Source organism: Phycobacter azelaicus (assembly GCF_014884385.1).
GTDB classification, from domain to species: Bacteria; Pseudomonadota; Alphaproteobacteria; order Rhodobacterales; family Rhodobacteraceae; genus Phycobacter; species Phycobacter azelaicus.
In genome coordinates this window covers 598,750-621,583 of the sequence record NZ_WKFH01000003.1, presented here as the reverse complement: position 1 = coordinate 621,583, position 22,834 = coordinate 598,750, and the positions used below count along the sequence as shown (strand labels likewise).

Below are 22,834 nucleotides of genomic sequence, written 5' to 3'. Positions count from 1 at the left end.
GAGAGGGGAAGCCTTAGACACGCCTCCAGACAGCTGAAATGGACTCGCGATCATGTTTGACACGATGACCCTTACCAAAGCGACCGCAGGGTTTTGCGGCGCGTTCCTCGTGTTCCTTCTGGGCAAATGGGCCGCAGAGGAACTGTACCACGTGGAGAGCCACGGCCAGGCCTCCTATGTGATTGAAGTGGAAGAGGCAGGTGGCGCGGCAGAAGAGATGGAAGAAGTCAGCTTCGATGAGCTGATGGCCTCCGCAGACGTTGGCAAAGGTGCCAGAGTCTACAAGAAATGCGCCGCGTGCCATAAACTTGAAGCCGGTGAAAATGCAACTGGCCCGTACCTTTATGGCGTTGTTGGTCGGCCCAAGGCCGCCGCTGATGGCTTCGGTTACTCTGGTGCTCTTGCGGCCATGTCGGGCGACTGGACCCCAGAAAACCTGGACGCCTTCCTTGAGCGCCCCTCGGCCTATGTGCCCGGCACCACAATGTCTTTCTCGGGCCTGAGAAAGATCGAAGACCGCGTAAATCTCATCGCTTATCTGGATAGCCTGGACGATTGATCTGAGGTTTCTCAGGAACGCTATTCAAAGGCCGCTGATCCTCAGCGGCCTTTTCTTTTTACGGTGACGGTAGCGGCCAGTATGGCTAAACCGGCGTGAAATCGCTCCAATCTCAAACGACTGTGACCGCATCACAACTTGAATGTTGCGCCCGCCTGCCATTAGCTTGAAATATGGGAAAAATCCGGAACGCTTGAACACCGGACAGCGGAGGTTAAGGCAGATGAGATCACGCCAGATCGCGGTCAAAACGGAAGCAAAAGTCTTCACGGTCGGCCAGCAAAGCAAAGCATGGATGCTGCATGGCGCATTTTTCCTGAGTGTGATTCTGCTGCTCCTCGGGTTCAGCATTCAGGCTCGCGCAGACGAGGTAATCATCAAGAGCCACGGCTTTGCCGAGTTCGGCGAGTTGAAGTACCCCGAGGGCTTTGAGCATTTCGACTACGTCAACCCCGATGCCCCCAAGGGCGGCGAGATGTCGATTTCAGCCGTTGGCACCTTTGACAGCATGAACCCATTTACGCGCAAAGGACGGGCCGGGGCGCTGGCCTCCTATCATCTGGAAAGCCTGCTGGTCGAATCCTACGATGAGCCGGGCTCCTATTACGGGTTGATCGCAGAAAGCCTTGAGTATCCGGAGAGTCAGGACTGGGTGATCTTCAATTTGCGCCCCGAGGCGCGGTTTTCCGACGGCACGCCAGTCACGGCCGAGGATGTGGTCTTTTCCCACAACATCCTCTTGGATCAGGGCCTGCAGTCCTATGCCGAGGCGGTGCGTAAACGTATCCCCAAGGCAGAAGCGCTCGATTCGCATCGGGTGAAGTTCTATTTCTCCCCGGATTTTCCTCGTCGCGCTATGATCACTCAGGTTGGTGGTACGCCGGTTTTCTCAAAAGCCTGGTTCGACGCCGATCCTGAAAACCGCCGTCTGGATGAGCCGCGTCTTGATCCCGGCATCGGCTCGGGCCCCTACGTTCTGGATAGCTTCAATGTGAATCAGCGGATCGTGTACCAGCGTAATCCAGACTATTGGGGCTGGCATCTGAATGTGAACAAGGGTCGTCACAATTATGATCGCCTGCGTATCGAATATTTCGGCGATGCGATTGCGGCGATGGAAGGGTTCAAGGCTGGTGTCTACACCCTGCGGACCGAGAATAACTCCAAGAACTGGGCGACGGCTTATGAATTCGATGCGGTTTCGCGCGGCGACGTGATCAAGGACGAGATCCCAGATGGGAATGTGCCCGCCGCCAACGGCTTCGTGATGAACCTTTTGCGCCCGGTGTTTCAGGACATTCGGGTGCGCGAGGCGGTGCAACTGGCCTATAATTTCGAATGGACCAACGAGAGCCTGCAATACGGGCTGTTCCGGCATCGCTCTTCTTTCTGGCAGGATACCGCGCTGGAAGCCAAGGATCTGCCAACAGGCCTGGAAAAAGAAGTTCTCGAAGCGCTTGGCGATCAGATTGATCCGTCGATTCTGACCGAACCAGCGGTGATGGCACATAGCTCCAAGCCCGAACGCCCCTCGGACCGGCGCAACCTGCGCCGCGCCATGAAGCTGCTGGATGAGGCCGGATGGATCGTCGGCAATGACGGTATCCGCCGCAATGCCGCAGGCGAGGTGCTCAAGATCGAATTCCTGCTCGACAGCCCGGTGCTGGAGCGGATCGTTCAGCCCTTTATCACCAATCTGCAGACCATGGGAATCGAGGCGGTTTTGAACCGTGTGGATTTTGCCCAGTACACCAGCCGCCGCCGCGAAAAAGACTTTGATATGGTCTCTTTCGCCTATCCGAAATCTCTGGAGCCTTCGACTGGTCTTTATCAGCAGTTCGGATCCGAGGCGCATCAATATTCCGTCTTCAACCCGGCGGGCCTTGCGGACCCCGCAGTGGACGCGCTGATCGGCAATATCGTGAAGGCCACCACGCAGGAAGACTTATACGCCAATACCCGCGCCCTTGATCGTGTGCTGCGGGCCAAGCGTTTCATGGTGCCGACGTGGTATCTGGACGTAAGCTGGCTCGCCTATTGGCGGATGTATGAATACCCCGAGAATCTGCCGCCTTTCTCCTCTGGCTGGCTGGACATCTGGTGGGTCAACGGCGACAAGGAGGCCGACCTCAAGGCCTCTGGCGCCCTGCGATAGGCGCGGGCCATGGCAGCCTATATCCTCAGGCGGTTTCTGCTGATCATCCCGACCCTTTTCGGGATCATGGTGATCAACTTTGCCCTTGTGCAGTTCGTCCCCGGAGGCCCGGTGGAGCAGATCATCGCCCAGATGCAGGGCAGCGGCGACGTCTTTGAAGGCTTTGCCGGTGGCGGCGGTGACACTGGCGCCACCGAAACCCTGGGTGCCAACGACAGCTATGCAGGCCGTCAGGGCCTGCCGCCCGAGCTGATAGAAGAACTCACCGCTCAATTCGGCCTTGATAAGCCGCCTTTGGAGCGCTTCATCCAGATGATCGGCAACTACCTGCGGTTCGATTTCGGAGAGAGCTATTTCCGCAAGATTGAGGTGACCGATCTGGTGCTTGAAAAGATGCCAGTGTCGATTTCCCTCGGTCTGTGGTCGACGCTCATTGCCTATCTCATCTCAATCCCGCTGGGGATCCGCAAGGCGCTGAACGATGGCTCGCGCTTTGACACCTGGACCAGCGGCGTCATCATCGCAGCCTATGCCATTCCGGGCTTTCTGTTCGCCATTATGCTGCTGGTTCTCTTTGCAGGTGGCTCATACTGGCAGATCTTCCCACTGCGGGGCCTCACATCGGACAACTGGGACGAGCTGAGCCTTCTGGGCAAAATCGGCGATTATTTCTGGCACATCACCCTGCCGGTTGTGGCCTCGACCATCGCCTCCTTCGCGACGCTGACATTGCTGACCAAGAACTCCTTCCTGGACGAGATCAAGAAACAGTATGTCATGACCGCCCGCGCCAAGGGGCTGAGCGAAAGCCGCGTTCTTTATGGTCACGTGTTTCGCAACGCGATGCTGATCGTGATCGCGGGCTTTCCGGCGGTCTTTATCGGCGTGTTTTTCTCCGGCAGCCTCATTATCGAGACGATTTTTTCGCTCGACGGACTTGGGCGTCTTGGGTTCGAGGCGGCAGTGGCGCGTGATTACCCGGTGATCTTTGGCACACTCTTTATCTTTGGTCTGATGAGCCTCGTCGTCGGCATCATTTCCGACATCATGTACGTGCTTGTCGATCCGCGCATTGATTTCGACAAGAGGGAGGGCTGAGCCATGGCATTGTCCCCGCTCAACCAGCGCCGCTGGAACAACTTTCGCCGCAACACGCGCGCTTATTGGTCGTTCTGGATCTTCTCTGTCCTGTTCGTGCTGTCGCTCTTTGCCGAGTTCATCGCCAACGACAAGCCGATCCTCGTCAGCTATCGCGGCGAGTTGTTCATGCCGATCTTCAAGTTCTACCCCGAAACGGCCTTTGGCGGTGATTTCAGGACCGAGGCCGTCTACAGGGACCCTGAAGTGGAATGCCTGATCCAGTCTGGCGGCAATCTGGACTGTTTCGACGATCCCGAAGGCATCCTTGAGGACATCGACGCAGGTACTTATGCGGGCGAGGATTTCTACAAAGGCTGGACCATCTGGCCCCCCATTCCCTATTCCTACAACACCACCGTGGACCGGCCCGGCGCAGCGCCCCTGCCACCCAACGGGCAGAACCTTCTTGGCACCGACGACACCAAACGCGATGTTCTGGCGCGGGTCATTCATGGCTTCCGTTTGTCCATCGTCTTTACCCTGATCGTGACCGGCGCGGCCACGGTCGTCGGGATTGCGGCAGGTGCGATACAGGGCTACTTTGGTGGTTGGCTCGACCTTCTGTTCCAGCGATTCATCGAGATCTGGTCATCGACGCCGACGCTTTACGTCATCATCATCATGTTCGCGATACTGGGGCGCAGTTTCTGGCTGCTTGTGTTCCTGATGATCCTCTTTGGTTGGACGGCCCTTGTGGGTGTCGTCAGGGCCGAATTTTTGCGGGCGCGCAACCTGGAATACGTGCGCGCGGCCAAGGCTTTGGGCGTGGGCAATATGACCATCATGTTCCGCCACATGCTCCCCAACGCGATGGTGGCAACGCTGACCATGCTGCCCTTTATCGTGACCGGCACCATCGGCGGGCTGGCTTCGCTCGACTTTCTTGGCTTTGGTCTGCCGTCTTCCGCGCCCTCGCTCGGGGAGTTGACGCTGCAGGCAAAACAGAACCTTGAGGCGCCCTGGCTTGCTTTCACCGCCTTTTTTACCTTTGCCATCATGCTGTCGCTTCTGGTCTTCATCTTTGAAGGCATCCGCGATGCCTTCGACCCAAGGAAGACCTTCTCATGACTGCGATACTGGAGGTCAAAGGCCTGCGCGTCTCCTTCCGACAGGACGGCAAGACGACAGAGGCCGTGAAAGGCGTCTCCTTTGCCGTGGATCGCGGTGAAACGGTGGCGCTGGTGGGGGAATCCGGGTCGGGGAAGTCTGTTTCGGCCCTGTCCACCGTGTCTTTGCTGGGAGATAGCGCCACTGTCAGCGGCTCGGTCCTTTACAAGGGCGAAGAAATGGTCGGCGCAGATGAAAAGCACCTGATGCGCCTGCGGGGCAATGACATCAGCTTCATTTTCCAAGAGCCGATGACCTCTCTCAACCCGCTGCATACGATCGAAAAGCAGCTGTCGGAATCGCTGGCTCTGCATCAGGGCTTGGTGGGGCAGGCGGCGCGGGACCGGATTCTCGAGCTGCTCGTTAAGGTCGGGATCCGCGATGCGGAAACGCGGCTCAGCGCATATCCGCATGAGCTTTCTGGCGGACAGCGCCAGCGGGTCATGATTGCCATGGCACTGGCCAACAAGCCCGAGATCCTCATCGCGGACGAGCCGACAACGGCGCTGGATGTCACCATTCAGGCGCAGATTCTCGATCTGCTGGCAGAGCTGAAACAGAGCGAAGGCATGGGCCTTTTGTTCATCACCCACGATCTTGCCATCGTGCGCCGCATTGCCGACCGGGTCTGTGTGATGAAGGGCGGCGAGATTGTCGAGAGCGGCCCGGCAGAGGAAATCTTTGCCAACCCGCAGCACCCCTACACCCAGAAACTGCTGGCTGCTGAACCCTCTGGCCAACCTGCGCCGGTGCCCGAAGGCGCCGAAGAGCTGATCCGCACATCCAATCTCAAGGTCTGGTTCCCGATTCAGAAGGGGCTGCTGAAGCGGACCGTGGGCCATGTGAAGGCGGTCAATCCGACGTCACTGTCGGTCCGTGCTGGAGAGACCCTGGGCATTGTCGGCGAAAGCGGGTCTGGCAAGACCACGCTGGCGCTTGCGATCATGCGGCTGATTGCCTCCGAAGGGGAGGTGCGGTTTCGCGGTGAGGATCTGCGGCAATGGTCTACGCGTGATCTGCGGCGCCTGCGCAAGGATATGCAGATCGTGTTTCAGGATCCTTTCGGCTCGCTCAGCCCGCGCATGACCTGCGCGCAGATCATCTCTGAAGGTTTGGCGATCCACAAGGTGGACCAGCACCGCGATACCCGCGATCTGGTGGCCGAGGTGATGGAAGAGGTGGGCCTCGATCCCGCTGCCATGGACCGTTACCCGCATGAGTTTTCAGGCGGTCAGCGCCAGCGCATCGCTATTGCCCGCGCCATGGTCCTGCGCCCGCGCCTTGTGGTGCTGGATGAGCCGACCTCGGCGCTCGATATGACTGTTCAGGTTCAGATTGTCGATCTGCTCAGGGATCTGCAGGCACGCTATGGGCTGGCCTATCTGTTCATTTCCCACGATTTGCACGTTGTAAGGGCCATGTCGCACAAGATGATCGTAATGAAACAGGGTGACGTTGTAGAGGCCGGAGAGGCCAGAACTCTGTTCGAAGCTCCGCGCGAAGACTACACCCGTCAGCTTCTCGCTGCGACACGCTGAAAACGGGTTCCTGAAGGCAAGGTGCTTTGGGCCTGCAGGTGCTCTAGCCTAACGGAAGCATTTTATATCAGGCACCTGCGAAGGGTGGGAGGCACCGTCGTGCTGCGCAGCAAAGGCAATCAGGTGGTTGAAGGCTGACCTGCGGTGCCAAAGGCGTGAGCATCGAGAGAGCGCGCAATCACACGTGTCAGAGGCCGTGCATGCTCCCGAAGGAACAGCCCGTCCTGCGTCACTTCGATCATGCCGGGAAAGGCGCTAGCCGTTTTCTCCAAAATCATTTCGAGCCATTTGGCAGACACTGCAAAGCGCGCGAGGATGTCGTCGCGCTGAATTCGAAAATCGCACAGAAGGGCTTCGATCAGGCGGCCACGGACTTGGTCCTCTCCTGCAAAGATGTGCCCTCGGCAGGAAGAAAACGTGCCCCCGGCAATTGCTTCAGCGTGGGCGGTGGTGCCGGTTGCGTTCTGAATGTACCCCTGAGGGAAGCGCGAAATGGCCGATGCCCCTATGCCAATCAGCACATCATTGGTGTCGTCAGTGTAACCTTGGAAGCTGCGGCGCAGGCGCCCCTCACTCTGAGCCCTGACAAGGTTGTCTTCGCCGCGGGCAAAGTGATCGATGCCAACCTCGCGGTAGCCATCCCACAGGAACAGCCGTTTTGCGGTTTCAAACAGTTCGAGACGGGCTTCTGGGGTAGGGAGGGTTTCAGACGGTATCATCGCCTGGCGCCGCGCGACCGAAGGCATATGAGCATACAAATATGCGGCGATCCTGTTCGGCGAGAACGACAGGAGCTTTTGTACCGTTTCGGTCAATTGTTCCGGAGTCTGGTGCGGCAAGCCAAGAAGAAGATCGGCGCTTATGTCGTCCACTCCGCGGCCGCGCAGCATTTCAATCAGGCAGTGAGTGGCCTCGTAGCTTTGAAAACGACCTATGGCCTGCTGGATCTCGATATCAAAGTCTTGCACCCCGATGGAGGCACGTGTCATCCCGGCTTCGCACAACGCATCCAGTCTTTCAGCGCTGCATTCGTTCGGGTCAATCTCAACGGAGAAATCTCCGTCGGGAACAAGTGGTGCCAGGTCATATTGTGCTTTTGCCAGCGTGCGAATCATATCCCCGGCCAAAAGGTTGGGTGTGCCGCCGCCCCAGTGCACGTGGGACAGTGTCACGCCCTCGGGAAGCCGGGATTTGATGAGCGCCATCTCCGCCTTGAGCGCCTCAACGTAGTGACGCACCTGTTCGTCTGATTGCGCGCTTTGAGTTCGGCAGGCGCAGAACCAGCACAGTTTGCGGCAGAATGGGATATGAACGTAGAGGGAAACCTGACTGCCGGGGGGAATACGCATGAGCCAATCAGCAAAGACAGTTGCATCCACATCTGCGCAAAAATCCTGCACCGTCGGGTAACTGGTGTACCGCGGCACTTTGGCGTCGAACAAACCGTAGCTTGCCAATTGTGATTTCTGTCCCATCGAATTAACGTTAGGGCTACCCGCGAACAGAAACATTGACCCAGATCAATCGGTATTTGCCATGAACGCCCCCACATTTTCGCCCGTAAAGTGCGGTGATTGCCCAATCCGCCACCGTGCCGTCTGCTCTCGGTGCGACGCCGATGAACTCGGAGAACTGGATGCGATCAAATACTATCGCACCTACGAGGCGGGACAGCCGATTATCTGGTCTGGTGATGTCATGAACTTCGTCGGCTCGGTTGTTTCAGGCATAGCCACTCTGACACAAACAATGGAGGACGGGCGCACCCAGATGGTGGGTCTGCTGCTGCCCAGTGATTTTGTGGGCCGCCCCGGACGCGATGGCGCGGCCTATAACGTTGTGGCCACCACCGAGGTTGTCATGTGCTGTTTCCGCAAACGGCCGTTTGAGGAGCTGATGGCCAGAACCCCCCATATCGCGCATCGTCTTCTTGAGATGACGCTCGATGAGCTTGATGCGGCACGCGAATGGATGCTGGTGCTGGGGCGCAAGACCGCGCGGGAAAAGATCGCGAGCCTTCTGTCGATCATTGCCCGCAGGGATGCCTCGCTCACGCCCAAGGGCGCAACGAATACGATGTCCTTTGACTTGCCCCTCACACGAGAGGCTATGGCGGACTATCTTGGGCTGACGCTGGAAACGGTGAGTCGCCAGATGTCTGCCTTAAAGAAAGACGGCGTGATTGAGCTGGAAGGCAAGCGCCGCGTCACCGTTCCAGACATGGGGCGTCTGATGGAAGAGGCGGGTGACGATAGCGATGGTGGCATGATCGGATAAGGCTCCATATCATCGACGAAACTTGAGGTGACGTTTCGGGGCTTTTGTGCACACTGCTGCTGCGTTACCTCAAGGCTCATTGCGGCGCAGATCGCGTGTGTCTGGTCAACCGGCTACGCTTGGCGGCGTTTTTCCGGACGATAGCCAATCGGCTACCTGGCGGACTGCCGCTGTAGGGCTGCGACCGGGAAGATGCCACAGGCGCAGGGGCTTTTGCAGCGTCACCTTAGTATCAAACGGGGCGACGAGACGTCCGGAGCGCAAAAACGACTTCAGCAGCGCTCCATGACCCATCAGGACACCAGCGCCGTTCAAGGCTTCCTCGACGGCCAGCGCGTAGAGTGAGTATACAGGGCCGCTGGGTATAACCTGTTCCTTAAGCCCGGCAGCCGCGAGCCAATGCGCCCAATCGCTTTCCCACGTGCTGTCCGAAAGGCAGGGGATGTCTTGCAGGTTTTCTGGCCTTGTCAGCCGCGTAGCAAGATCCGGGCTGCACACCGGAAAGATGACATCAGTGTCGACCACCTCTCCTTGCTCAGCGTCGAAGAACAGGCACAAATCATAAGGTGTGCGTTTGAGGTTCGGAGGCGTTTCCAGAGCGGTGATGGAGATGCTCGCCTGAGGCATATCACGGCGCAGGCGTGGCAGCCGTGGAGAAAGCCAGTATTGTGCAACCGCAGGCGAAGTCGCGATGTGGACCACTTGCGGCGTTGCCTCGTCCCGCAGCTTTTGAACTGCGGCGCCCAGTTGATCGAAAGCCTGTGAAAAGGCGGGTAGGACGCGGGCTCCTGTTGCGGTCAGTTCGACCGCCTTGGCGCGTCGATGGAACAGCGGCGAACCTATGCTTTCTTCAAGGGATTTTACTTGCGCCGAAATGGCCCCGGCCGTAACGCCAAGCTCCTGGGCTGCTGAGGCAAAGCTACCGAGGCGTGCGGCCGCCTCAAAGGCGCGCAGTGCAGTAAGCGGAAGAGATTTGGGGCGGGGCGGTGCAACAGGCATGAGCAGGCTTAATTTTTCTAACCCTAGTTTTTCAAAAATCTGGTTTGCCTGCAAGTCGGGGTCTGGGCTTCACTGAAGCGGACCAAGATACACAAAAGGACCAAAACCATGACCGCCTCCCTTTTGACCCGCCCTTGGGTGCCGGACGAGTGCGAAACTCGCGTTCAGGGCATTGCTTTGCGCACCGCAGGCGCGCGCCCTGCCGATATTGGCACGCGCATCGATGCGCTGATCGCACGCAACAGTCAGATCCATGACGAGGAGTGCTTCAATCTCAACCCGGCCACCAATGTCATGAACCCAAAGGCCGAGGCGGTACTGTCTTCGGGGCTTGGCAGCCGCCCATCGCTTGGGTATCCGGGTGACAAATACGAAATGGGGTTGGAAGCGATCGAGGAAATCGAGGTGATCGCAGCCGAGCTGGCGGCCGAAGTGTTCCAAGCCACTTATGCGGAGGTGCGTGTTGGTTCTGGAGCGCTGGCCAATCTTTACGGCTTTATGGCGCTAACGCAGCCCGGAGATGCAATTATTGCGCCGCCTGCGGCCGTGGGCGGGCATGTCACTCATCATGACGCCGGCTGCGCAGGTCTATATGGCCTCAAAACCCACCCTGCGCCCGTGCATGCGGATGGCTATACCGTCGATCTGATTGCCCTTCGCGCGCTTGCGAAAGAGGTGCGTCCCAAGCTGATTACAATCGGCGGCAGTCTCAATCTGTTCCCGCATCCTGTGGCGGATATCCGTGCCATCGCGGATGAGGTGGACGCAAAGGTGCTGTTTGACGCCGCACATCAATGCGGGATTATCGCCGGGGGCGCCTGGGCCAATCCGCTGCATGAAGGCGCGCACCTGATGACTATGAGTACTTACAAAAGCCTTGGTGGCCCTGCAGGTGGGTTGATCGTCACCAATGATGCGGAGCTCGCAGAACGCCTTGATACGATTGCTTTTCCCGGAATGACCGCGAACTTTGATGTGGCAAAAACGGCGGCGCTGGCGGTGAGCTTGTTGGACTGGATAGACTATGGAACCGACTACGCCGCCGCGATGATCGCTTTGTCACAGGCCTTGGCAGTCGAACTTGAGAAACTGGGCCTGCCGGTCTTCAAAGGGAGCAGCGGTGCCACTCAGTCCCACCAGTTCGCACTTGAGGCTGCAGCATTCGGGGGCGGGCAGGCCGCGTCAAAAACTTTGCGACAGGCAGGGTTTCTGGCCTGTGGTATCGGGTTGCCCATCGCCCAGGTACCAAGCGATATGAACGGTCTTCGGATTGGCACGCCCGAACTGGTGCGACGGGGTGTGACTGTGGCTGATGCACCCGAACTGGCGTCGCTGATTGCCCTCGGGTTGACTGGAAATGATACCAAGGCTGTCGCTGCTCAGACCCGCGCGATGCGGGCCCGTTTCCAAGGTATGCATTACGTGCGCAGGTGACATCTAAGCTGGTGACGATGTGACCATTGATCGCTAGGTTGCTTCAAACAAAGGAGTAAACGCCATGCAATTCGAAAGCTTGATCGGCATGCTGATCATCGGTGCTCTTGCCGGGTGGCTGTCCGGCAAGATCATGCAGGGGCGCGGTTTTGGCATTATTGGCAACATAATAGTTGGCATTGTGGGGGCTTTTCTGGCGGGCATGATTTTTCCCGCACTTGGCTTTGCAGTCGGAGGAGGGGCGCTTGCCTCCATCATTCATGCCACCATTGGAGCGGTCATCCTTCTGTTCTTGATCGGGCTGATCCGCAAAGCGCGCTAGGTCAACAGGTAAAAGAAAAGGCGCCTCGGGATATGAGGCGCCTTTAATTTCATTTTGGTCGCAGTATCAATGCGCCATGAAGACGGGGACGGTCGCCTTTTCCAGCATGTTGCGGGTGGCGCCGCCCAAGATAGCCTCACGGAAGCGCGAATGGCCGTAGGCCCCCATAACGATCATGTCTGCTGCGGCGTCGGTGGCGTGGCGGTTCAGAATGTCCGAGACGCGGGGCATGGTCTTGCTGAGCACATCAATCTCGCATGTCACACCGTGGCGCGCTAGCATCTGCGCGAGCATGCCGCCTGGATCTGATCGCTCGGGGCCGTGCTGTGGCGGGTCGATGACCACGATACGCGCGCATTCTGCTTTCGTCAGGAATGGCAGCGACTTGCGGACAGCGGTCATTGCCTCAATGCTTTCGTTCCATGCTACAAGAACAGTCTTGGGCTGGGTGAGCGGCTTGGCCTGTTCAGGAACGACCAGCACCGGCGTGCGCCCTTCAAACAGAGCCGCTTCGACCACCGGCTCGGCCTCGGCACCAATGCCCTCACCGTAGGGTTTTCCAAGGACCACCAGATCGGAAAAGCGGGCATGACGGGCCACGTGACGACCGAGATCGGCGATGGGGGCGATTGCTACGTCCGTGGAGAAAGGCCCGCCTAGATGTTTGAGTACTTCAGCGGCATGGGCCTTCAGCTCTGCAGCTTCTTCCTGCGCGCGCACCATCGCTTCCTGAATGATCATGGCGTTAGCACCGGCGTAGTAATAGCCGGTTTGGGTCCGGTCGACGCCAAGGCACAGCGCATCTGTGTGGCCGGAAAGGTGATTGGCGAGTGCAGCAGCCTGTGCCAGCGGCGCGGCAGCTGTGTTCTTGTCTGTCAGGACGGTCAATATGGTTTTGTAGGTCATTGTCGCCTCATGGTGGAAGTCGCGCAAAATTACCAAAGGGCGCGCGCGTTTCATTGGTCGTGCTGTTTTTGATGTGTCACAGTTGTTTCGTGATTGTCTTGATGCAGATCAATGCGTTCGCCGAGCGCGTTTTGCATCACGAACGTGGTCTAAAAAGGTCCCGCGTGGCGGAAGAATCGCGCGGTACATGTTAAAGGGACGCAAGATGTCTAATTATCTCAAGCTGATAGCGCTTGGTCTCGTCACGCTTTTTGCGATGATGGGGATCAATTTCGCGCGGGATCTGGCTTACCAGGTGCATGCGGCCATCGTCATGCTCGTGGCTGGTGGCCTTTTCCTCTACACCCTTCGCCGCACCGATGAGCCAGTACTGGCCGCGGGAAGCCTCGAACACGAATACTTTGACAGCGTCGTGCGCGCCGGTGTCATTGCCACGGCCTTTTGGGGTGTTGTGGGCTTTCTGGCAGGCACATTCATTGCCTTCCAGCTGGCTTTCCCGGCCCTGAACTTTGATTGGGCACAGGGCTTTGCCAACTTTGGCCGCCTGCGTCCGCTGCACACCTCGGCGGTGATCTTCGCCTTTGGCGGCAACGCGCTGCTGGCAACGTCGTTCTATGTGGTGCAGCGCACCTCGGCGGCACGTCTTTGGGGCGGCAACCTGGCGTGGTTCGTGTTCTGGGGCTATCAGCTGTTCATCGTTCTTGCAGCGACCGGCTACCTGCTGGGCGGGACCCAGTCCAAGGAATACGCTGAACCCGAATGGTACGTCGACCTGTGGCTGACCATCGTCTGGGTCGCTTATCTTGCCGTCTTCCTGGGCACGCTGATCAAGCGGAAAGAGCCGCATATCTATGTGGCCAACTGGTTCTACCTGGCCTTCATCGTCACCGTCGCCATGCTGCATGTGGTCAATAACCTGACCATTCCGGTGTCCATCTGGGGTTCCAAGTCGGTCATCGTCTGGCCGGGCGTGCAGGATGCCATGGTTCAGTGGTGGTATGGCCACAATGCTGTGGGCTTCTTCCTGACGGCGGGTTTCCTTGGCATGATGTATTACTTTATCCCGAAGCAGGCCGAACGTCCGGTTTTCTCATACAAGCTGTCGATCATCCACTTCTGGGCACTGATCTTCATATACATCTGGGCTGGTCCGCACCACCTGCACTACACCGCGCTGCCTGACTGGGCCTCGACCCTTGGCATGGTGTTCTCGATCGTTCTTTGGATGCCCTCATGGGGTGGCATGATCAACGGTCTGATGACGCTCTCGGGCGCCTGGGACAAGCTGCGCACCGACCCCGTTATCCGTATGATGGTGATCTCGGTCGGCTTTTACGGCATGTCCACCTTCGAAGGCCCGATGATGTCCATCCGTGCCGTGAATTCCCTGTCTCACTACACCGACTGGACCATCGGTCACGTGCACTCCGGTGCGCTGGGCTGGAACGGCATGATCACTTTTGGTGCCTTGTACTTCCTCGTACCGGTGCTGTGGAAGCGTGAGCGTCTCTACTCGCTGCAGATGGTGTCCTGGCACTTCTGGCTCGCCACTATTGGTATCGTTCTTTACGCCGCGTCCATGTGGGTGACCGGTATCATGGAAGGTCTGATGTGGCGTGAAGTTGATGCGAACGGGTTCCTCGTGAACTCCTTTGCCGACACCGTTGCCGCCAAGTTCCCGATGTATGTGGTGCGTGGTTTGGGTGGTGTCATGTACGTCGCTGGTGCCGTCATCATGTGCTATAACCTATGGATGACCGTCCGTCGGGCTCCGGCTAAAGAAGCCAGCCTGTCGGTCACGGTCCCGGCTGAGTAAGGAGGGCCGGACAAATGGCAATTCTCGACAAACATAAAATCCTCGAGACCAACGCGACCCTCCTTCTGGTGTGCAGTTTCCTGGTTGTGACGATTGGTGGTCTGGTGCAGATCGCGCCGCTGTTCTGGCTGGAAAATACCATCGAAGAGGTGGAAGGCATGCGTCCCTACACCCCGCTTGAGATGGCCGGTCGCGAAGTCTACCTGCGCGAAGGCTGCTACGTCTGCCACAGCCAGATGATCCGCCCCATGCGGGATGAGGTCGAACGCTATGGTCACTATTCGCTGGCGGCAGAGTCCATGTACGACCGCCCGTTCCAGTGGGGCTCAAAGCGGACAGGGCCGGATCTGGCCCGTGTCGGTGGGCGCTATTCGGACGAGTGGCATGTGGACCACCTGCGCGATCCGCAATCCGTGGTGCCGGAGTCGGTAATGCCCAAGTATGGCTTCCTTGAGGAGACCATGATCGACGGCAGATACATCGGCGACATCATGGCCACCAATGCGATCCTCGGCGTGCCTTACACCGATGAGATGATCGAGGCTGCGCAAGCGGATTTTGCCGCTCAGGCAGATCCCGATAGCGATTATGATGGCCTTTTGGAACGTTACGGCGAAGACATCAACGTACGCAACTTTGATGGCCAGCCGGGCGTGTCCGAAGCGGATGCCTTGATTGCTTACCTGCAAATGCTGGGGACTTTGGTCGACTTCTCGACCTTTACCCCGGATGCAAGCCGCTAAGTCAGGAGGAAGAGATGGAAGAATATACTTTCCTTCGGCAGTTCGCAGACAGCTGGATGCTGCTGATGCTGTTCGCCTTCTTCATTGGGGTTGTTGTCTGGGTGTTTCGCCCGGGCAGCAGCCGGGTCTACCGCGACACGGCCGATATCCCCTTTCGTCACGATGACAAACCCGCCCCTGCAAAGGGTAAAGCCGAGGAGGCGCGGACATGAGTAAGAAATCGCAGAAGTTCGACAGCGATCCGAACACCACCGGCCATGAGTGGGACGGGATTGAGGAGTTCGATAACCCGATGCCGCGCTGGTGGCTCTGGACCTTCTACCTGACCATCATCTGGGGGATTGGCTATACCATCGCCTATCCCGCATGGCCGATGATCAACTCCGCAACTGCTGGTGTCCTTGGCTGGTCCACACGCGCCGATGTGGCAAATGAGATCGCGGCAGTGGAGGAGGCCAATGCGCCGATCAACGCCAAGCTGGTTGAAACCGAGCTGACCGAGATCGCGGCCGATGCGGAGCTGAACTCTTATGCTGTGTCTGCAGGCTCGGCCGTGTTCAAGACCTGGTGCGCCCAGTGTCACGGATCTGGCGCCGCAGGTGCCAAGGGCTATCCCAACCTCTTGGACGATGACTGGCTGTGGGGGGGCTCGATGGAGGACATCCACTTCACCATCACGCACGGTATCCGAAACGAGGAAAGCGATGATGCGCGCTACTCCGCGATGCCTGCCTTTGGTCGCGATGAGTTGCTGGAGACCGAAGAAATTGATCAGGTCGTGAACTTCGTGATGTCGCTTTCGGGTGATGCGCAGGATCCCTCCAAGGTTGAGGCTGGTTCGGTGGTCTTTGCAGACAACTGCGCGTCCTGCCACATGGATGACGGAACCGGAGACCGCAGCCAGGGTGCGCCGAACCTTGCAGATGCGATCTGGCTTTATGGTGGTGACTATGCTGCGCTGACCGAGACGGTGATGAACTCGCGTTACGGCGTGATGCCGCCGTGGAACACCCGTCTCAGCGAAGCAGAGATCCGGGCCGTGTCTGCTTATGTGCATCAGCTGGGTGGTGGTGAATAACCGCGCATCCGCATAAAGGTGAGATTGGAAAGGGCCGCCCATGAGGCGGCCCTTTTTTCATGTTGGCGGCGCTTTGGTGAAACCCTATTTTGGTGGTGTATTGTGCAAGCTGTCCCGGCTGCTGATCAGGATCGCCAAGAGTATTAGAAGGCAGGCTGTGATCTGGCCTGGGCTGATCCGTTCCCCAAACGCGATAAGACCCACCGCGAACATGGTCGGCAGCTCGATACTCCCGATGACAGCCGTCTGGGCCGCGCCTGCGATCGGGGCGCATATAGAATAGACAAGCTGCGGAATAAGGGCGGTACCAAGCGCAATGCCGAGCAGCAGAACCCATCCCTGACTCTCCTGCGGCACAATCATTGAAGGCGGCGCGGTGACTATCAGCGGCAAAAGGCCAAGGACTGAGCCAAGTGAAACCGCCGCGATACGAGCCAGTGGCGGAAGCCCGGTCAAGCGATAGACAAGCACGGTGATGCCAAGGCCGAACCCGAGGGGCGCTGCCAGAGAGAGAAGCAGCGCAGTAAGGATGTGTGGCCCTACCGTCGCCGGGCCACTTGCAACGAAGGCCGCCACTATGATCAGGCCAGCTGCACCAATGGCGTGAAGGGTGGGTTTCACTCGAAACACGATCCAAGCGATCAGCAGGGTAAAAACCGGATAGGTCATGTAGAGCACCCCGACAAGGGCAACCGGCGCGCTGCGCAGGGCGGCCACATAGCCGATCCATCCAACTCCCATCGCAGCGCCTGCTCCAAGACCCCAGAGTATTGCCCGCGCCCTGTGGCGGTGTCGGATCAGCAGGGGGGAAAGTACAACCGCGGCCAGCGTGAAACGATGAAAGGCGATTACATGCGGCGGCATGCCCTGGTCGGCAAGGCCGCGCGCGAAGTAGGGCAAAACGCCAAAGCAAAGGGAGGCAAACAGAATCCCCAGGCTGGCAATAAGGATCGAAGGCCCTGCCAAGGGCGGATTGTGTGACGCCTGTGTCATCTGGCTTGGATAGCACGGCTTCCAACGAACTCGCGCAGAAATCGTAAAGCTTGAATTGGCGGGCGATTTTCCTGTCATAGAACCCTGTTTTTTCGACCGACTTGATCCGCATCAAATCGCACTCCTGGCGACTATGCTTGTTTGAAAGCAACAGAGACAGGCTGTGAAGAGTGCTGCCCTCCCTCGTGGCAGCTTTTCTGCGCAGCTCTCGCATCCCGCCCGCGCCGACGTGCTGGCGAGGCGGGTACAAGGCGTCGGCTTTTCGATCTGTTCGCGCGTTTCCTGAAAAGCCGACGCCTGTTTTCATAACTTGAGTGGATCAACGCAGCGATAACGCCTTGACGTAAGACCTTTGAAGCGTGCGAGCCAATTTTTGACGCGCGCGATCCGACCCTTGGGACGGGGCAGCGGTTTGGGTGGGGGTAAATCACGTAAAGTGACGCAGTTCTGACGGGTCGCGGTGATCATTGTGCGGGCATAGATATCGGTCAGCATCGTCGTGCCTCCTGAACTTAAACATGTGGCAACTGTTGCGGCAAACTTCATTTCATGCGAGTCAGGAAAATACTGAATTTGTAAGCTGGAATTACATATGGAATGGATTTCCCTTCCGCCGCTTGCCTCTCTAAGGGCCTTCTCTGCTTTTGCTGAAACGGGAAATGTGGTTAAGGCGGGTGAGGCCTTGAATGTTAGTCACGCTGCCATCAGCCAGCAGCTGCGGGCCCTCGAGCGGCACATGGGTGTTGCTCTTCTCGATCGCAGTGGTCGCAATCTGACGCTGACGGGCGACGGCCGGCATCTGGCGCGGGGGGTGCAGCTCGGCTTCAGTGCGATCCAGACTGCGGTTCAGGACCTGACTGCATCCGGCGCGGCGCGCCCGCTGCACGTGACTTGTACCCCAATGTTTGCGGCTCAGTGGCTGATGCCGCGTCTGGCCGAGTTTCGCGCGCTGCATCCTGAGGTGGACATGGTTCTGGATCCAACAGGAGAGTTGGTCGAACTGACACCCGGCGGGATTGATATCGCGTTGCGCTACGGGGCGGGCGATTGGCCCGGTTTGGAGGCGCAGCCCTTGCTGCAGTCCCCCATGGTCGTTGTGGCGGCGCCGGACCTTCTTGACGGGCGCAGGGTGTCTTCGCCGCAGGATCTGCTGGATTTTCCTTGGCTAGAGGAGCTTGGCACCACCGAAGCTGCCAAGTGGCTGACATCACGCGGCGTGGATGATGCGCTGCGTGGACCGCGCATCCGTTTGCCCGGCAATCTGTTGATGGAGGCCGTGCGCGGCGGGCAGGGTGTTGCGGTCAGCGTGCGTTCATTCGTCGAAGAAGATCTACGAGCAGGACGGCTTGAGGCGCTTTTCACCGAGGAAGACGCACGCGGCTATCATATCGTGCATCGTCCAGGCGTCTTGCGACCACAGGCGCGCAAGTTTGTGGCGTGGCTCAAACGGCACCGAAGCAAAAGAGACGACGTGATCTGAGCGGGGTGCTTGATTGCCGTATGATCACAGTTGCGTGAGCGATACCGCGCGTCCAGCGCATGTGCGGTGAAATGCCCCGGCTAAAGATGTTTGCACGATGCGCTTTTTGATCCACGTCAAAGCTGCGTCACCTCGCTTCTGTGAGAACGCAAGGCAAAGACCCAATTCAGTGGAGTGAGTCCGTGAGCGATTCCGATCCCGCCCCAAGCCTTTACGTTGCCAGGGAGCCGATTTTTCCAAGGCGCGTGTCCGGGGCTTTCCGCAATCTCAAATGGTATCTGATGGCGGTGATGCTTGGCATCTATTACCTGACGCCATGGATCCGTTGGGACAGGGGGCCGTCGCTGCCCGATCAGGCGGTGCTCTTGGACTTGGCAAACCGCCGTTTTTATTTCTTCTGGATCGAGATTTGGCCCCACGAATTCTATTTCGTTGCGGGCCTTTTGATCATGGCGGGCCTGGGCTTGTTTCTGTTCACGTCCGCTCTGGGCCGGGTCTGGTGCGGCTATGCCTGCCCGCAGACGGTCTGGACCGACTTGTTTATCCTTGTGGAGCGCTGGATCGAAGGGGATCGCAATGCGCGCCTCCGCTTGCATCGCCAAAAGAAAATGGATTTTCGCAAAGCCCGGCTGCGGGTCACCAAATGGGTGGCCTGGTTCCTGATTGGTCTTGCCACGGGTGGCGCATGGGTTTTCTACTTTGCCGATGCGCCGACGCTGCTCCATGATCTGGTGACGCTGAACGCCCACCCCATCGCCTATACGACCATGCTGGTTCTGACGCTGACCACCTTCTTTTTTGGTGGGTTTGCACGAGAACAGATCTGCATCTATGCCTGCCCCTGGCCGCGAATCCAGGCAGCCATGATGGATGAAGACACGCTGACCGTTGGCTACCGCGAATGGCGCGGAGAGCCGCGCGGCAAGCATCGCAAATCGGCTGATGCGGAGCAGCTGGGCGACTGCATCGACTGTATGGCCTGCGTCAATGTTTGCCCCATGGGCATCGACATCCGCGATGGTCAGCAGCTCGAATGCATCACCTGCGCGCTGTGTATTGATGCATGCGACGATGTGATGGCGAAGATTGGCAAACCGCGCGGGCTGATTGATTATATGGCCCTCTCGGACGAGGCGAACGAGCGTGCAGGGCAGCCGCCGCGCAGCGTCTGGAAACACATTCTGCGCCCGCGCACGATCATGTACACCGGGCTTTGGGCTGCGGTCGGCTTTGCACTGGTCTTTGCGCTTTTCATCCGTTCGGACATTGATTTGACCGTTGCGCCGGTGCGAAATCCGACTTTCGTTACCCTGTCGGATGGCTCGATCAGAAACACCTATGACGTGCGGTTGCGTAACAAGCACGGAGAGCCGCGTCAGTTCAACCTGTCGATCAAGGGCGCGCCTGAGATGCGTGTGCAGCTGGAAGGCACACCCTATTCTTCGGTCGAGGTGCCTGCGGATACCGCTTTCCTTCAGCGTGTGTATATTGTGACACCAAAAGGTGCGCCGTCTTCTCTGGCTGAATCGTCTCCGGTCCGCATCTGGGTCGAAGATCTCGGCAACGGCGAGCGGGCCTATAAGGATACGACATTCAACGGACGGGGAAACTGAACCATGACAGAAGAAAAACGCACGCGCGAGTTTACCGGGCGCCACGCGCTTATGGTCTTTGTCGGCGCTTTTGCGGTTATCATCAGTGTGAATCTTGCGCTGGCTTTCAACGCCGTTAAGACCTTTCCGGGGCTCGAAGTGAAAAACTCCTATGTGGCCAGTCAGGAATTCGACGTCCGGCGCACCGCACAAGAAGCTTTGGGATGGTCGGTTTATGCTTCGGCGCAGGATGGTCAGGTCAAGCTCGAGATCACCGACCGGGACGGAAAGCCGGTAGAGGTTGCCAAACTTTCGGCAACCCTTGGGCGTGCGACCCATGTGAAGGACGATCAGAAACCGGACTTCCAGTTTGACGGTCAGGCCTATGTGGCGCCAGCCGATTTGGGGCCGGGCAACTGGAACATTCGCATGGTTGCGCGAGCCAAGAACGGAACCGAGTTCACCCAGCGCGTGATCCTGCATGTGACCAAAGGGTAAGACGAAATGACGGCCCAGATGCGTCCTCAGATGGCGGTATGTCCCGGCTGCGTTGCGGCGCCCTCCGAAGCGGTGGAAGAAGCCCCAACCGAAGCGCGTCTGGCTCTGTCACTGCCGACGATCCACTGTCAGGGGTGCATCTCTGCGGTGGAGCGGGCGCTGAACGCCCATCCGGGGATACATTCCGCACGGGTGAACCTGACGCTGAAACGGGCCTTGATCGAGGCGGAGCCAGATTTGCGCGCTGCGGATCTGATCCCGGTCATGGAGGGGCTGGGCTATGAGGCGCATGAGCTGGATTTGACGGCTCTTGCAGCAACACAGAACGACAAGGCAGGCCGAGATCTGCTGATGCGGCTTGCGGTTGCCGGTTTTGCCTCCATGAACGTGATGCTTCTTTCGATATCAGTCTGGTCCGGGGCGTCGGACGCGACACGGGACATGTTCCACTGGATCTCGGCAGCAATCACTTTTCCGGCGATCATCTTTTCGGCGCAGCCCTTCTTCAAGAACGCCTGGAGCGCGCTCAAGGTCGGCCGGCTCAATATGGACGTGCCGATCGTGCTGGCACTCGTCCTGGCGCTGGTGACCTCCCTGTGGGAGACGTCCCTGTCGGGCGAGCATGCCTATTTCGATGCGGCGCTAACGCTGACCTTCTTCCTTCTGGCGGGGCGCTATCTGGATTATCGCACGCGCGCGGTCGCGCGCTCAGCAGCGCAGGAATTGGCCGCGCTTGAGGTGCCACGCGCGACGCGACTTTTGGACGGGCAAGAATACGAAGTACCGGTGGCCGATCTGGCAATTGGCGATCTGATCCTGGTGCGCCCCGGCGGACGGATGCCCGTCGACGGCGATGTGGTAGAGGGGCATTCTGAACTGGATCGCTCCCTGCTGACGGGTGAGACACTGCCGGTTTTTGCCGCACCCGGTGCACCTGTGTCGGCGGGTGAAGTGAATCTGACCGGCCCCCTGACCATCCGGGCGACTGCGGTGGGGCAGGAAACCTCGCTGCACCGGATGGCCGATCTGGTGGCTATCGCTGAGTCGGGGCGCTCACGCTATACTTCTTTGGCCGACAGTGCTGCAAAACTCTATGCGCCGGGGGTTCACATCCTGTCGGCGCTCGCCTTCGTCGGTTGGTATCTCTACACTTTTGACATGCGCACGGCGCTAAATATCGCGGCTGCGGTGCTGATCATCACTTGCCCTTGCGCACTGGGCCTTGCGGTGCCTGCGGTGACAACGGCGGCCTCTGGGCGGCTGTTCAAGAAAGGGATGCTGATCAAGCATTCCACCGCTTTGGAACGGCTGGCAGGTGTCGATACGGTCGTGTTCGACAAGACAGGGACGTTGACCGCAGGTACGCCGCAGCTGGTGAACCTTGATGAGATGCCGCGCAGTGACGTTGAAATTGCACTGGCACTGGCGGCGCTATCTTCGCATCCTCTGTCCGAGGCGCTTGTGCGCGCGGCGCGCAAAGCGGGGATTGAGCCCGCAAAGGTCACCGACGTGCGCGAGGTGCCGGGCTATGGCACAGAAGGTTTCTACCGGGGGCGACGGGTTCGCCTGGGGCGCGCGGCCTGGGTCGGAGCGGAGCAAGGCAGCCAGACGGCAGCCTGGCTCGACACCGGGGAGGGAAGTCCGCGAGGTTTCGTGTTCACTGATGCGCTGCGCCCCGGCGCAGGCGAGGCTGTGCGGGCCTTGCAGGAGGCGGGCAAGGACGTACTTTTGATTTCGGGTGATACCACTGGTGCGGTCGAGGCATTGGCGCAGCGGCTTGGCATCGAAAAATGGGTTGCCGAAGCTCTGCCCGAGGACAAGGCGAAGCGCATTCAGATGCTTGCCGAGCAGGGCAAGAAGGTGCTGATGGTCGGCGATGGTCTCAACGATACGGCGGCACTGGCAGCGGCGCATGTGTCCATCTCTCCGGCCTCGGCCCTGGATGCAGCGCGCGTGGCCTCAGACATCGTGCTGTTGGGTCAGGATCTGGAGCCTATCGCCGACGCCTGCGCCGTGGCGGGCAAAGCGATCCGCAGGATTCGGGAAAACTTTCGTCTTGCAACGCTTTACAATGTGATTGCCGTGCCGCTGGCGGTTGCAGGGCTGGCAACGCCGCTGATCGCGGCGCTTGCGATGTCCATCTCGTCCATTACTGTATCGCTGAATGCGCTGCGCCTGAAATCCTGATCCGAAAGGT

At 58.8% G+C, this 22,834-nt stretch carries 20 protein-coding genes; 16 read left to right on the top strand and 4 right to left on the bottom strand.

The window, feature by feature from the left end; genetic code table 11:
- Positions 1-52: 52 nt before the first annotated feature.
- The 5 genes from INS80_RS04040 to INS80_RS04020 all read left to right on the top strand — a co-directional run bounded on the left by INS80_RS04040 (position 53) and on the right by INS80_RS04020 (position 6,499).
- Positions 53-559 (top strand): c-type cytochrome, encoded by a 507-nt coding sequence (locus INS80_RS04040; RefSeq protein ID WP_192964395.1) that lies wholly within the window; start codon positions 53-55, stop codon positions 557-559.
- 295 nt (positions 560-854) lie between these two features.
- A complete protein-coding gene (locus INS80_RS04035; RefSeq protein ID WP_226892701.1) occupies positions 855-2,714 on the top strand; it encodes an extracellular solute-binding protein in 1,860 nt (619 codons plus the stop codon).
- Positions 2,715-2,723: 9 nt separating this feature from the next.
- Positions 2,724-3,812, top strand: coding sequence for a microcin C ABC transporter permease YejB (locus INS80_RS04030; RefSeq protein WP_192964393.1), 1,089 nt, complete (start codon positions 2,724-2,726; stop codon positions 3,810-3,812).
- 3 nt (positions 3,813-3,815) lie between these two features.
- Positions 3,816-4,922, top strand: a complete 1,107-nt coding sequence (locus INS80_RS04025; RefSeq protein WP_192964392.1) for an ABC transporter permease — start codon at positions 3,816-3,818, stop codon at positions 4,920-4,922.
- A complete protein-coding gene (locus INS80_RS04020; RefSeq protein ID WP_192964391.1) occupies positions 4,919-6,499 on the top strand; it encodes an ABC transporter ATP-binding protein in 1,581 nt (526 codons plus the stop codon). Before INS80_RS04025 ends, INS80_RS04020 begins: the two co-directional genes overlap by 4 nt.
- Before the next feature lie 119 nt (positions 6,500-6,618).
- Here INS80_RS04020 and hemN read toward each other — a convergent pair whose 3' ends face one another.
- A complete protein-coding gene (gene hemN / locus INS80_RS04015; RefSeq protein ID WP_369411364.1) occupies positions 6,619-7,926 on the bottom strand; it encodes an oxygen-independent coproporphyrinogen III oxidase in 1,308 nt (435 codons plus the stop codon).
- A gap of 109 nt (positions 7,927-8,035) precedes the next feature.
- Between hemN and fnrL the strand changes: the two genes are divergently transcribed.
- On the top strand, positions 8,036-8,776 hold the full coding sequence (fnrL, locus tag INS80_RS04010; protein WP_192964389.1) for a transcriptional regulator FnrL: 741 nt from the start codon (positions 8,036-8,038) through the stop codon (positions 8,774-8,776).
- A 105-nt stretch (positions 8,777-8,881) separates the two neighbouring features.
- On the opposite strand, the gene INS80_RS04005 is transcribed toward fnrL, so the two are convergent.
- A complete protein-coding gene (locus INS80_RS04005) occupies positions 8,882-9,775 on the bottom strand; it encodes a LysR family transcriptional regulator (RefSeq protein WP_192964388.1) in 894 nt (297 codons plus the stop codon).
- Positions 9,776-9,883: 108 nt separating this feature from the next.
- Here INS80_RS04005 and glyA point away from each other — a divergent pair, with 108 nt between their 5' ends.
- Both glyA and INS80_RS03995 read left to right on the top strand, forming a co-directional pair.
- A complete protein-coding gene (glyA, locus tag INS80_RS04000) occupies positions 9,884-11,209 on the top strand; it encodes a serine hydroxymethyltransferase (protein ID WP_192964387.1) in 1,326 nt (441 codons plus the stop codon).
- A 64-nt stretch (positions 11,210-11,273) separates the two neighbouring features.
- The gene (locus tag INS80_RS03995; protein ID WP_192964386.1) at positions 11,274-11,531 is read left to right on the top strand and encodes a GlsB/YeaQ/YmgE family stress response membrane protein; all 258 of its coding nucleotides are present in this window, start codon (positions 11,274-11,276) and stop codon (positions 11,529-11,531) included.
- A gap of 66 nt (positions 11,532-11,597) precedes the next feature.
- Here the strand turns inward: INS80_RS03995 and INS80_RS03990 are convergent, their stop codons facing one another.
- Positions 11,598-12,437: a universal stress protein gene (locus tag INS80_RS03990; protein WP_192967178.1), complete on the bottom strand. Its 840-nt coding sequence runs from the start codon at positions 12,435-12,437 to the stop codon at positions 11,598-11,600.
- Between the two features lie 205 nt (positions 12,438-12,642).
- On the opposite strand from INS80_RS03990, the gene ccoN reads away from it, so the two are divergent.
- Genes ccoN through ccoP form a run of 4 tightly spaced genes read left to right on the top strand, consistent with a single transcriptional unit; the run spans position 12,643 to position 16,074 of the window.
- Positions 12,643-14,253 carry a cytochrome-c oxidase, cbb3-type subunit I gene (gene ccoN / locus INS80_RS03985; protein ID WP_192964385.1) on the top strand — a complete coding sequence of 537 codons (1,611 nt, stop codon included), beginning with the start codon at positions 12,643-12,645 and terminating at the stop codon, positions 14,251-14,253.
- A gap of 14 nt (positions 14,254-14,267) precedes the next feature.
- Positions 14,268-14,996, top strand: a complete 729-nt coding sequence (ccoO, locus tag INS80_RS03980) for a cytochrome-c oxidase, cbb3-type subunit II (RefSeq protein WP_192964384.1) — start codon at positions 14,268-14,270, stop codon at positions 14,994-14,996.
- A 14-nt stretch (positions 14,997-15,010) separates the two neighbouring features.
- Entirely contained in the window at positions 15,011-15,208 is a 198-nt protein-coding gene (locus INS80_RS03975; protein WP_192964383.1) for a cbb3-type cytochrome oxidase subunit 3, read from the top strand.
- Positions 15,205-16,074 carry a cytochrome-c oxidase, cbb3-type subunit III gene (gene ccoP / locus INS80_RS03970; protein ID WP_192964382.1) on the top strand — a complete coding sequence of 290 codons (870 nt, stop codon included), beginning with the start codon at positions 15,205-15,207 and terminating at the stop codon, positions 16,072-16,074. Before INS80_RS03975 ends, ccoP begins: the two co-directional genes overlap by 4 nt.
- An 84-nt stretch (positions 16,075-16,158) precedes the next feature.
- Here the strand turns inward: ccoP and INS80_RS03965 are convergent, their stop codons facing one another.
- Positions 16,159-17,067 (bottom strand): DMT family transporter, encoded by a 909-nt coding sequence (locus INS80_RS03965; protein ID WP_192964381.1) that lies wholly within the window; start codon positions 17,065-17,067, stop codon positions 16,159-16,161.
- Positions 17,068-17,659: 592 nt separating this feature from the next.
- Between INS80_RS03965 and INS80_RS03960 the strand changes: the two genes are divergently transcribed.
- The 4 genes from INS80_RS03960 to INS80_RS03945 all read left to right on the top strand — a co-directional run bounded on the left by INS80_RS03960 (position 17,660) and on the right by INS80_RS03945 (position 22,824).
- Positions 17,660-18,547: a LysR family transcriptional regulator gene (locus INS80_RS03960; RefSeq protein ID WP_192964380.1), complete on the top strand. Its 888-nt coding sequence runs from the start codon at positions 17,660-17,662 to the stop codon at positions 18,545-18,547.
- 182 nt (positions 18,548-18,729) lie between these two features.
- Positions 18,730-20,160, top strand: a complete 1,431-nt coding sequence (ccoG, locus tag INS80_RS03955; protein WP_192964379.1) for a cytochrome c oxidase accessory protein CcoG — start codon at positions 18,730-18,732, stop codon at positions 20,158-20,160.
- Between the two features lie 3 nt (positions 20,161-20,163).
- The gene (locus INS80_RS03950; RefSeq protein WP_192964378.1) at positions 20,164-20,637 is read left to right on the top strand and encodes a FixH family protein; all 474 of its coding nucleotides are present in this window, start codon (positions 20,164-20,166) and stop codon (positions 20,635-20,637) included.
- A gap of 6 nt (positions 20,638-20,643) precedes the next feature.
- The gene (locus INS80_RS03945) at positions 20,644-22,824 is read left to right on the top strand and encodes a heavy metal translocating P-type ATPase (protein WP_192964376.1); all 2,181 of its coding nucleotides are present in this window, start codon (positions 20,644-20,646) and stop codon (positions 22,822-22,824) included.
- Positions 22,825-22,834 lie beyond the last annotated feature (10 nt).

Bases quoted from the DNA above. Each gene is read 5' to 3' on its own strand.
- INS80_RS04040 (WP_192964395.1), top strand. From the start codon at position 53: ATGTTTGACACGATGACCCTTACCAAAGCGACCGCAGGGTTTTGCGGC.
- INS80_RS04035 (WP_226892701.1), top strand. From the start codon at position 855: ATGCTGCATGGCGCATTTTTCCTGAGTGTGATTCTGCTGCTCCTCGGG.
- INS80_RS04030 (WP_192964393.1), top strand. From the start codon at position 2,724: ATGGCAGCCTATATCCTCAGGCGGTTTCTGCTGATCATCCCGACCCTT.
- INS80_RS04025 (WP_192964392.1), top strand. From the start codon at position 3,816: ATGGCATTGTCCCCGCTCAACCAGCGCCGCTGGAACAACTTTCGCCGC.
- INS80_RS04020 (WP_192964391.1), top strand. From the start codon at position 4,919: ATGACTGCGATACTGGAGGTCAAAGGCCTGCGCGTCTCCTTCCGACAG.
- fnrL (WP_192964389.1), top strand. From the start codon at position 8,036: ATGAACGCCCCCACATTTTCGCCCGTAAAGTGCGGTGATTGCCCAATC.
- INS80_RS04005 (WP_192964388.1), bottom strand. From the start codon at position 9,775: ATGCCTGTTGCACCGCCCCGCCCCAAATCTCTTCCGCTTACTGCACTG.
- glyA (WP_192964387.1), top strand. From the start codon at position 9,884: ATGACCGCCTCCCTTTTGACCCGCCCTTGGGTGCCGGACGAGTGCGAA.
- INS80_RS03995 (WP_192964386.1), top strand. From the start codon at position 11,274: ATGCAATTCGAAAGCTTGATCGGCATGCTGATCATCGGTGCTCTTGCC.
- INS80_RS03990 (WP_192967178.1), bottom strand. From the start codon at position 12,437: ATGACCTACAAAACCATATTGACCGTCCTGACAGACAAGAACACAGCT.
- ccoN (WP_192964385.1), top strand. From the start codon at position 12,643: ATGTCTAATTATCTCAAGCTGATAGCGCTTGGTCTCGTCACGCTTTTT.
- ccoO (WP_192964384.1), top strand. From the start codon at position 14,268: ATGGCAATTCTCGACAAACATAAAATCCTCGAGACCAACGCGACCCTC.
- INS80_RS03975 (WP_192964383.1), top strand. From the start codon at position 15,011: ATGGAAGAATATACTTTCCTTCGGCAGTTCGCAGACAGCTGGATGCTG.
- ccoP (WP_192964382.1), top strand. From the start codon at position 15,205: ATGAGTAAGAAATCGCAGAAGTTCGACAGCGATCCGAACACCACCGGC.
- INS80_RS03965 (WP_192964381.1), bottom strand. From the start codon at position 17,067: ATGACACAGGCGTCACACAATCCGCCCTTGGCAGGGCCTTCGATCCTT.
- INS80_RS03960 (WP_192964380.1), top strand. From the start codon at position 17,660: ATGGAATGGATTTCCCTTCCGCCGCTTGCCTCTCTAAGGGCCTTCTCT.
- INS80_RS03950 (WP_192964378.1), top strand. From the start codon at position 20,164: ATGACAGAAGAAAAACGCACGCGCGAGTTTACCGGGCGCCACGCGCTT.
- INS80_RS03945 (WP_192964376.1), top strand. From the start codon at position 20,644: ATGACGGCCCAGATGCGTCCTCAGATGGCGGTATGTCCCGGCTGCGTT.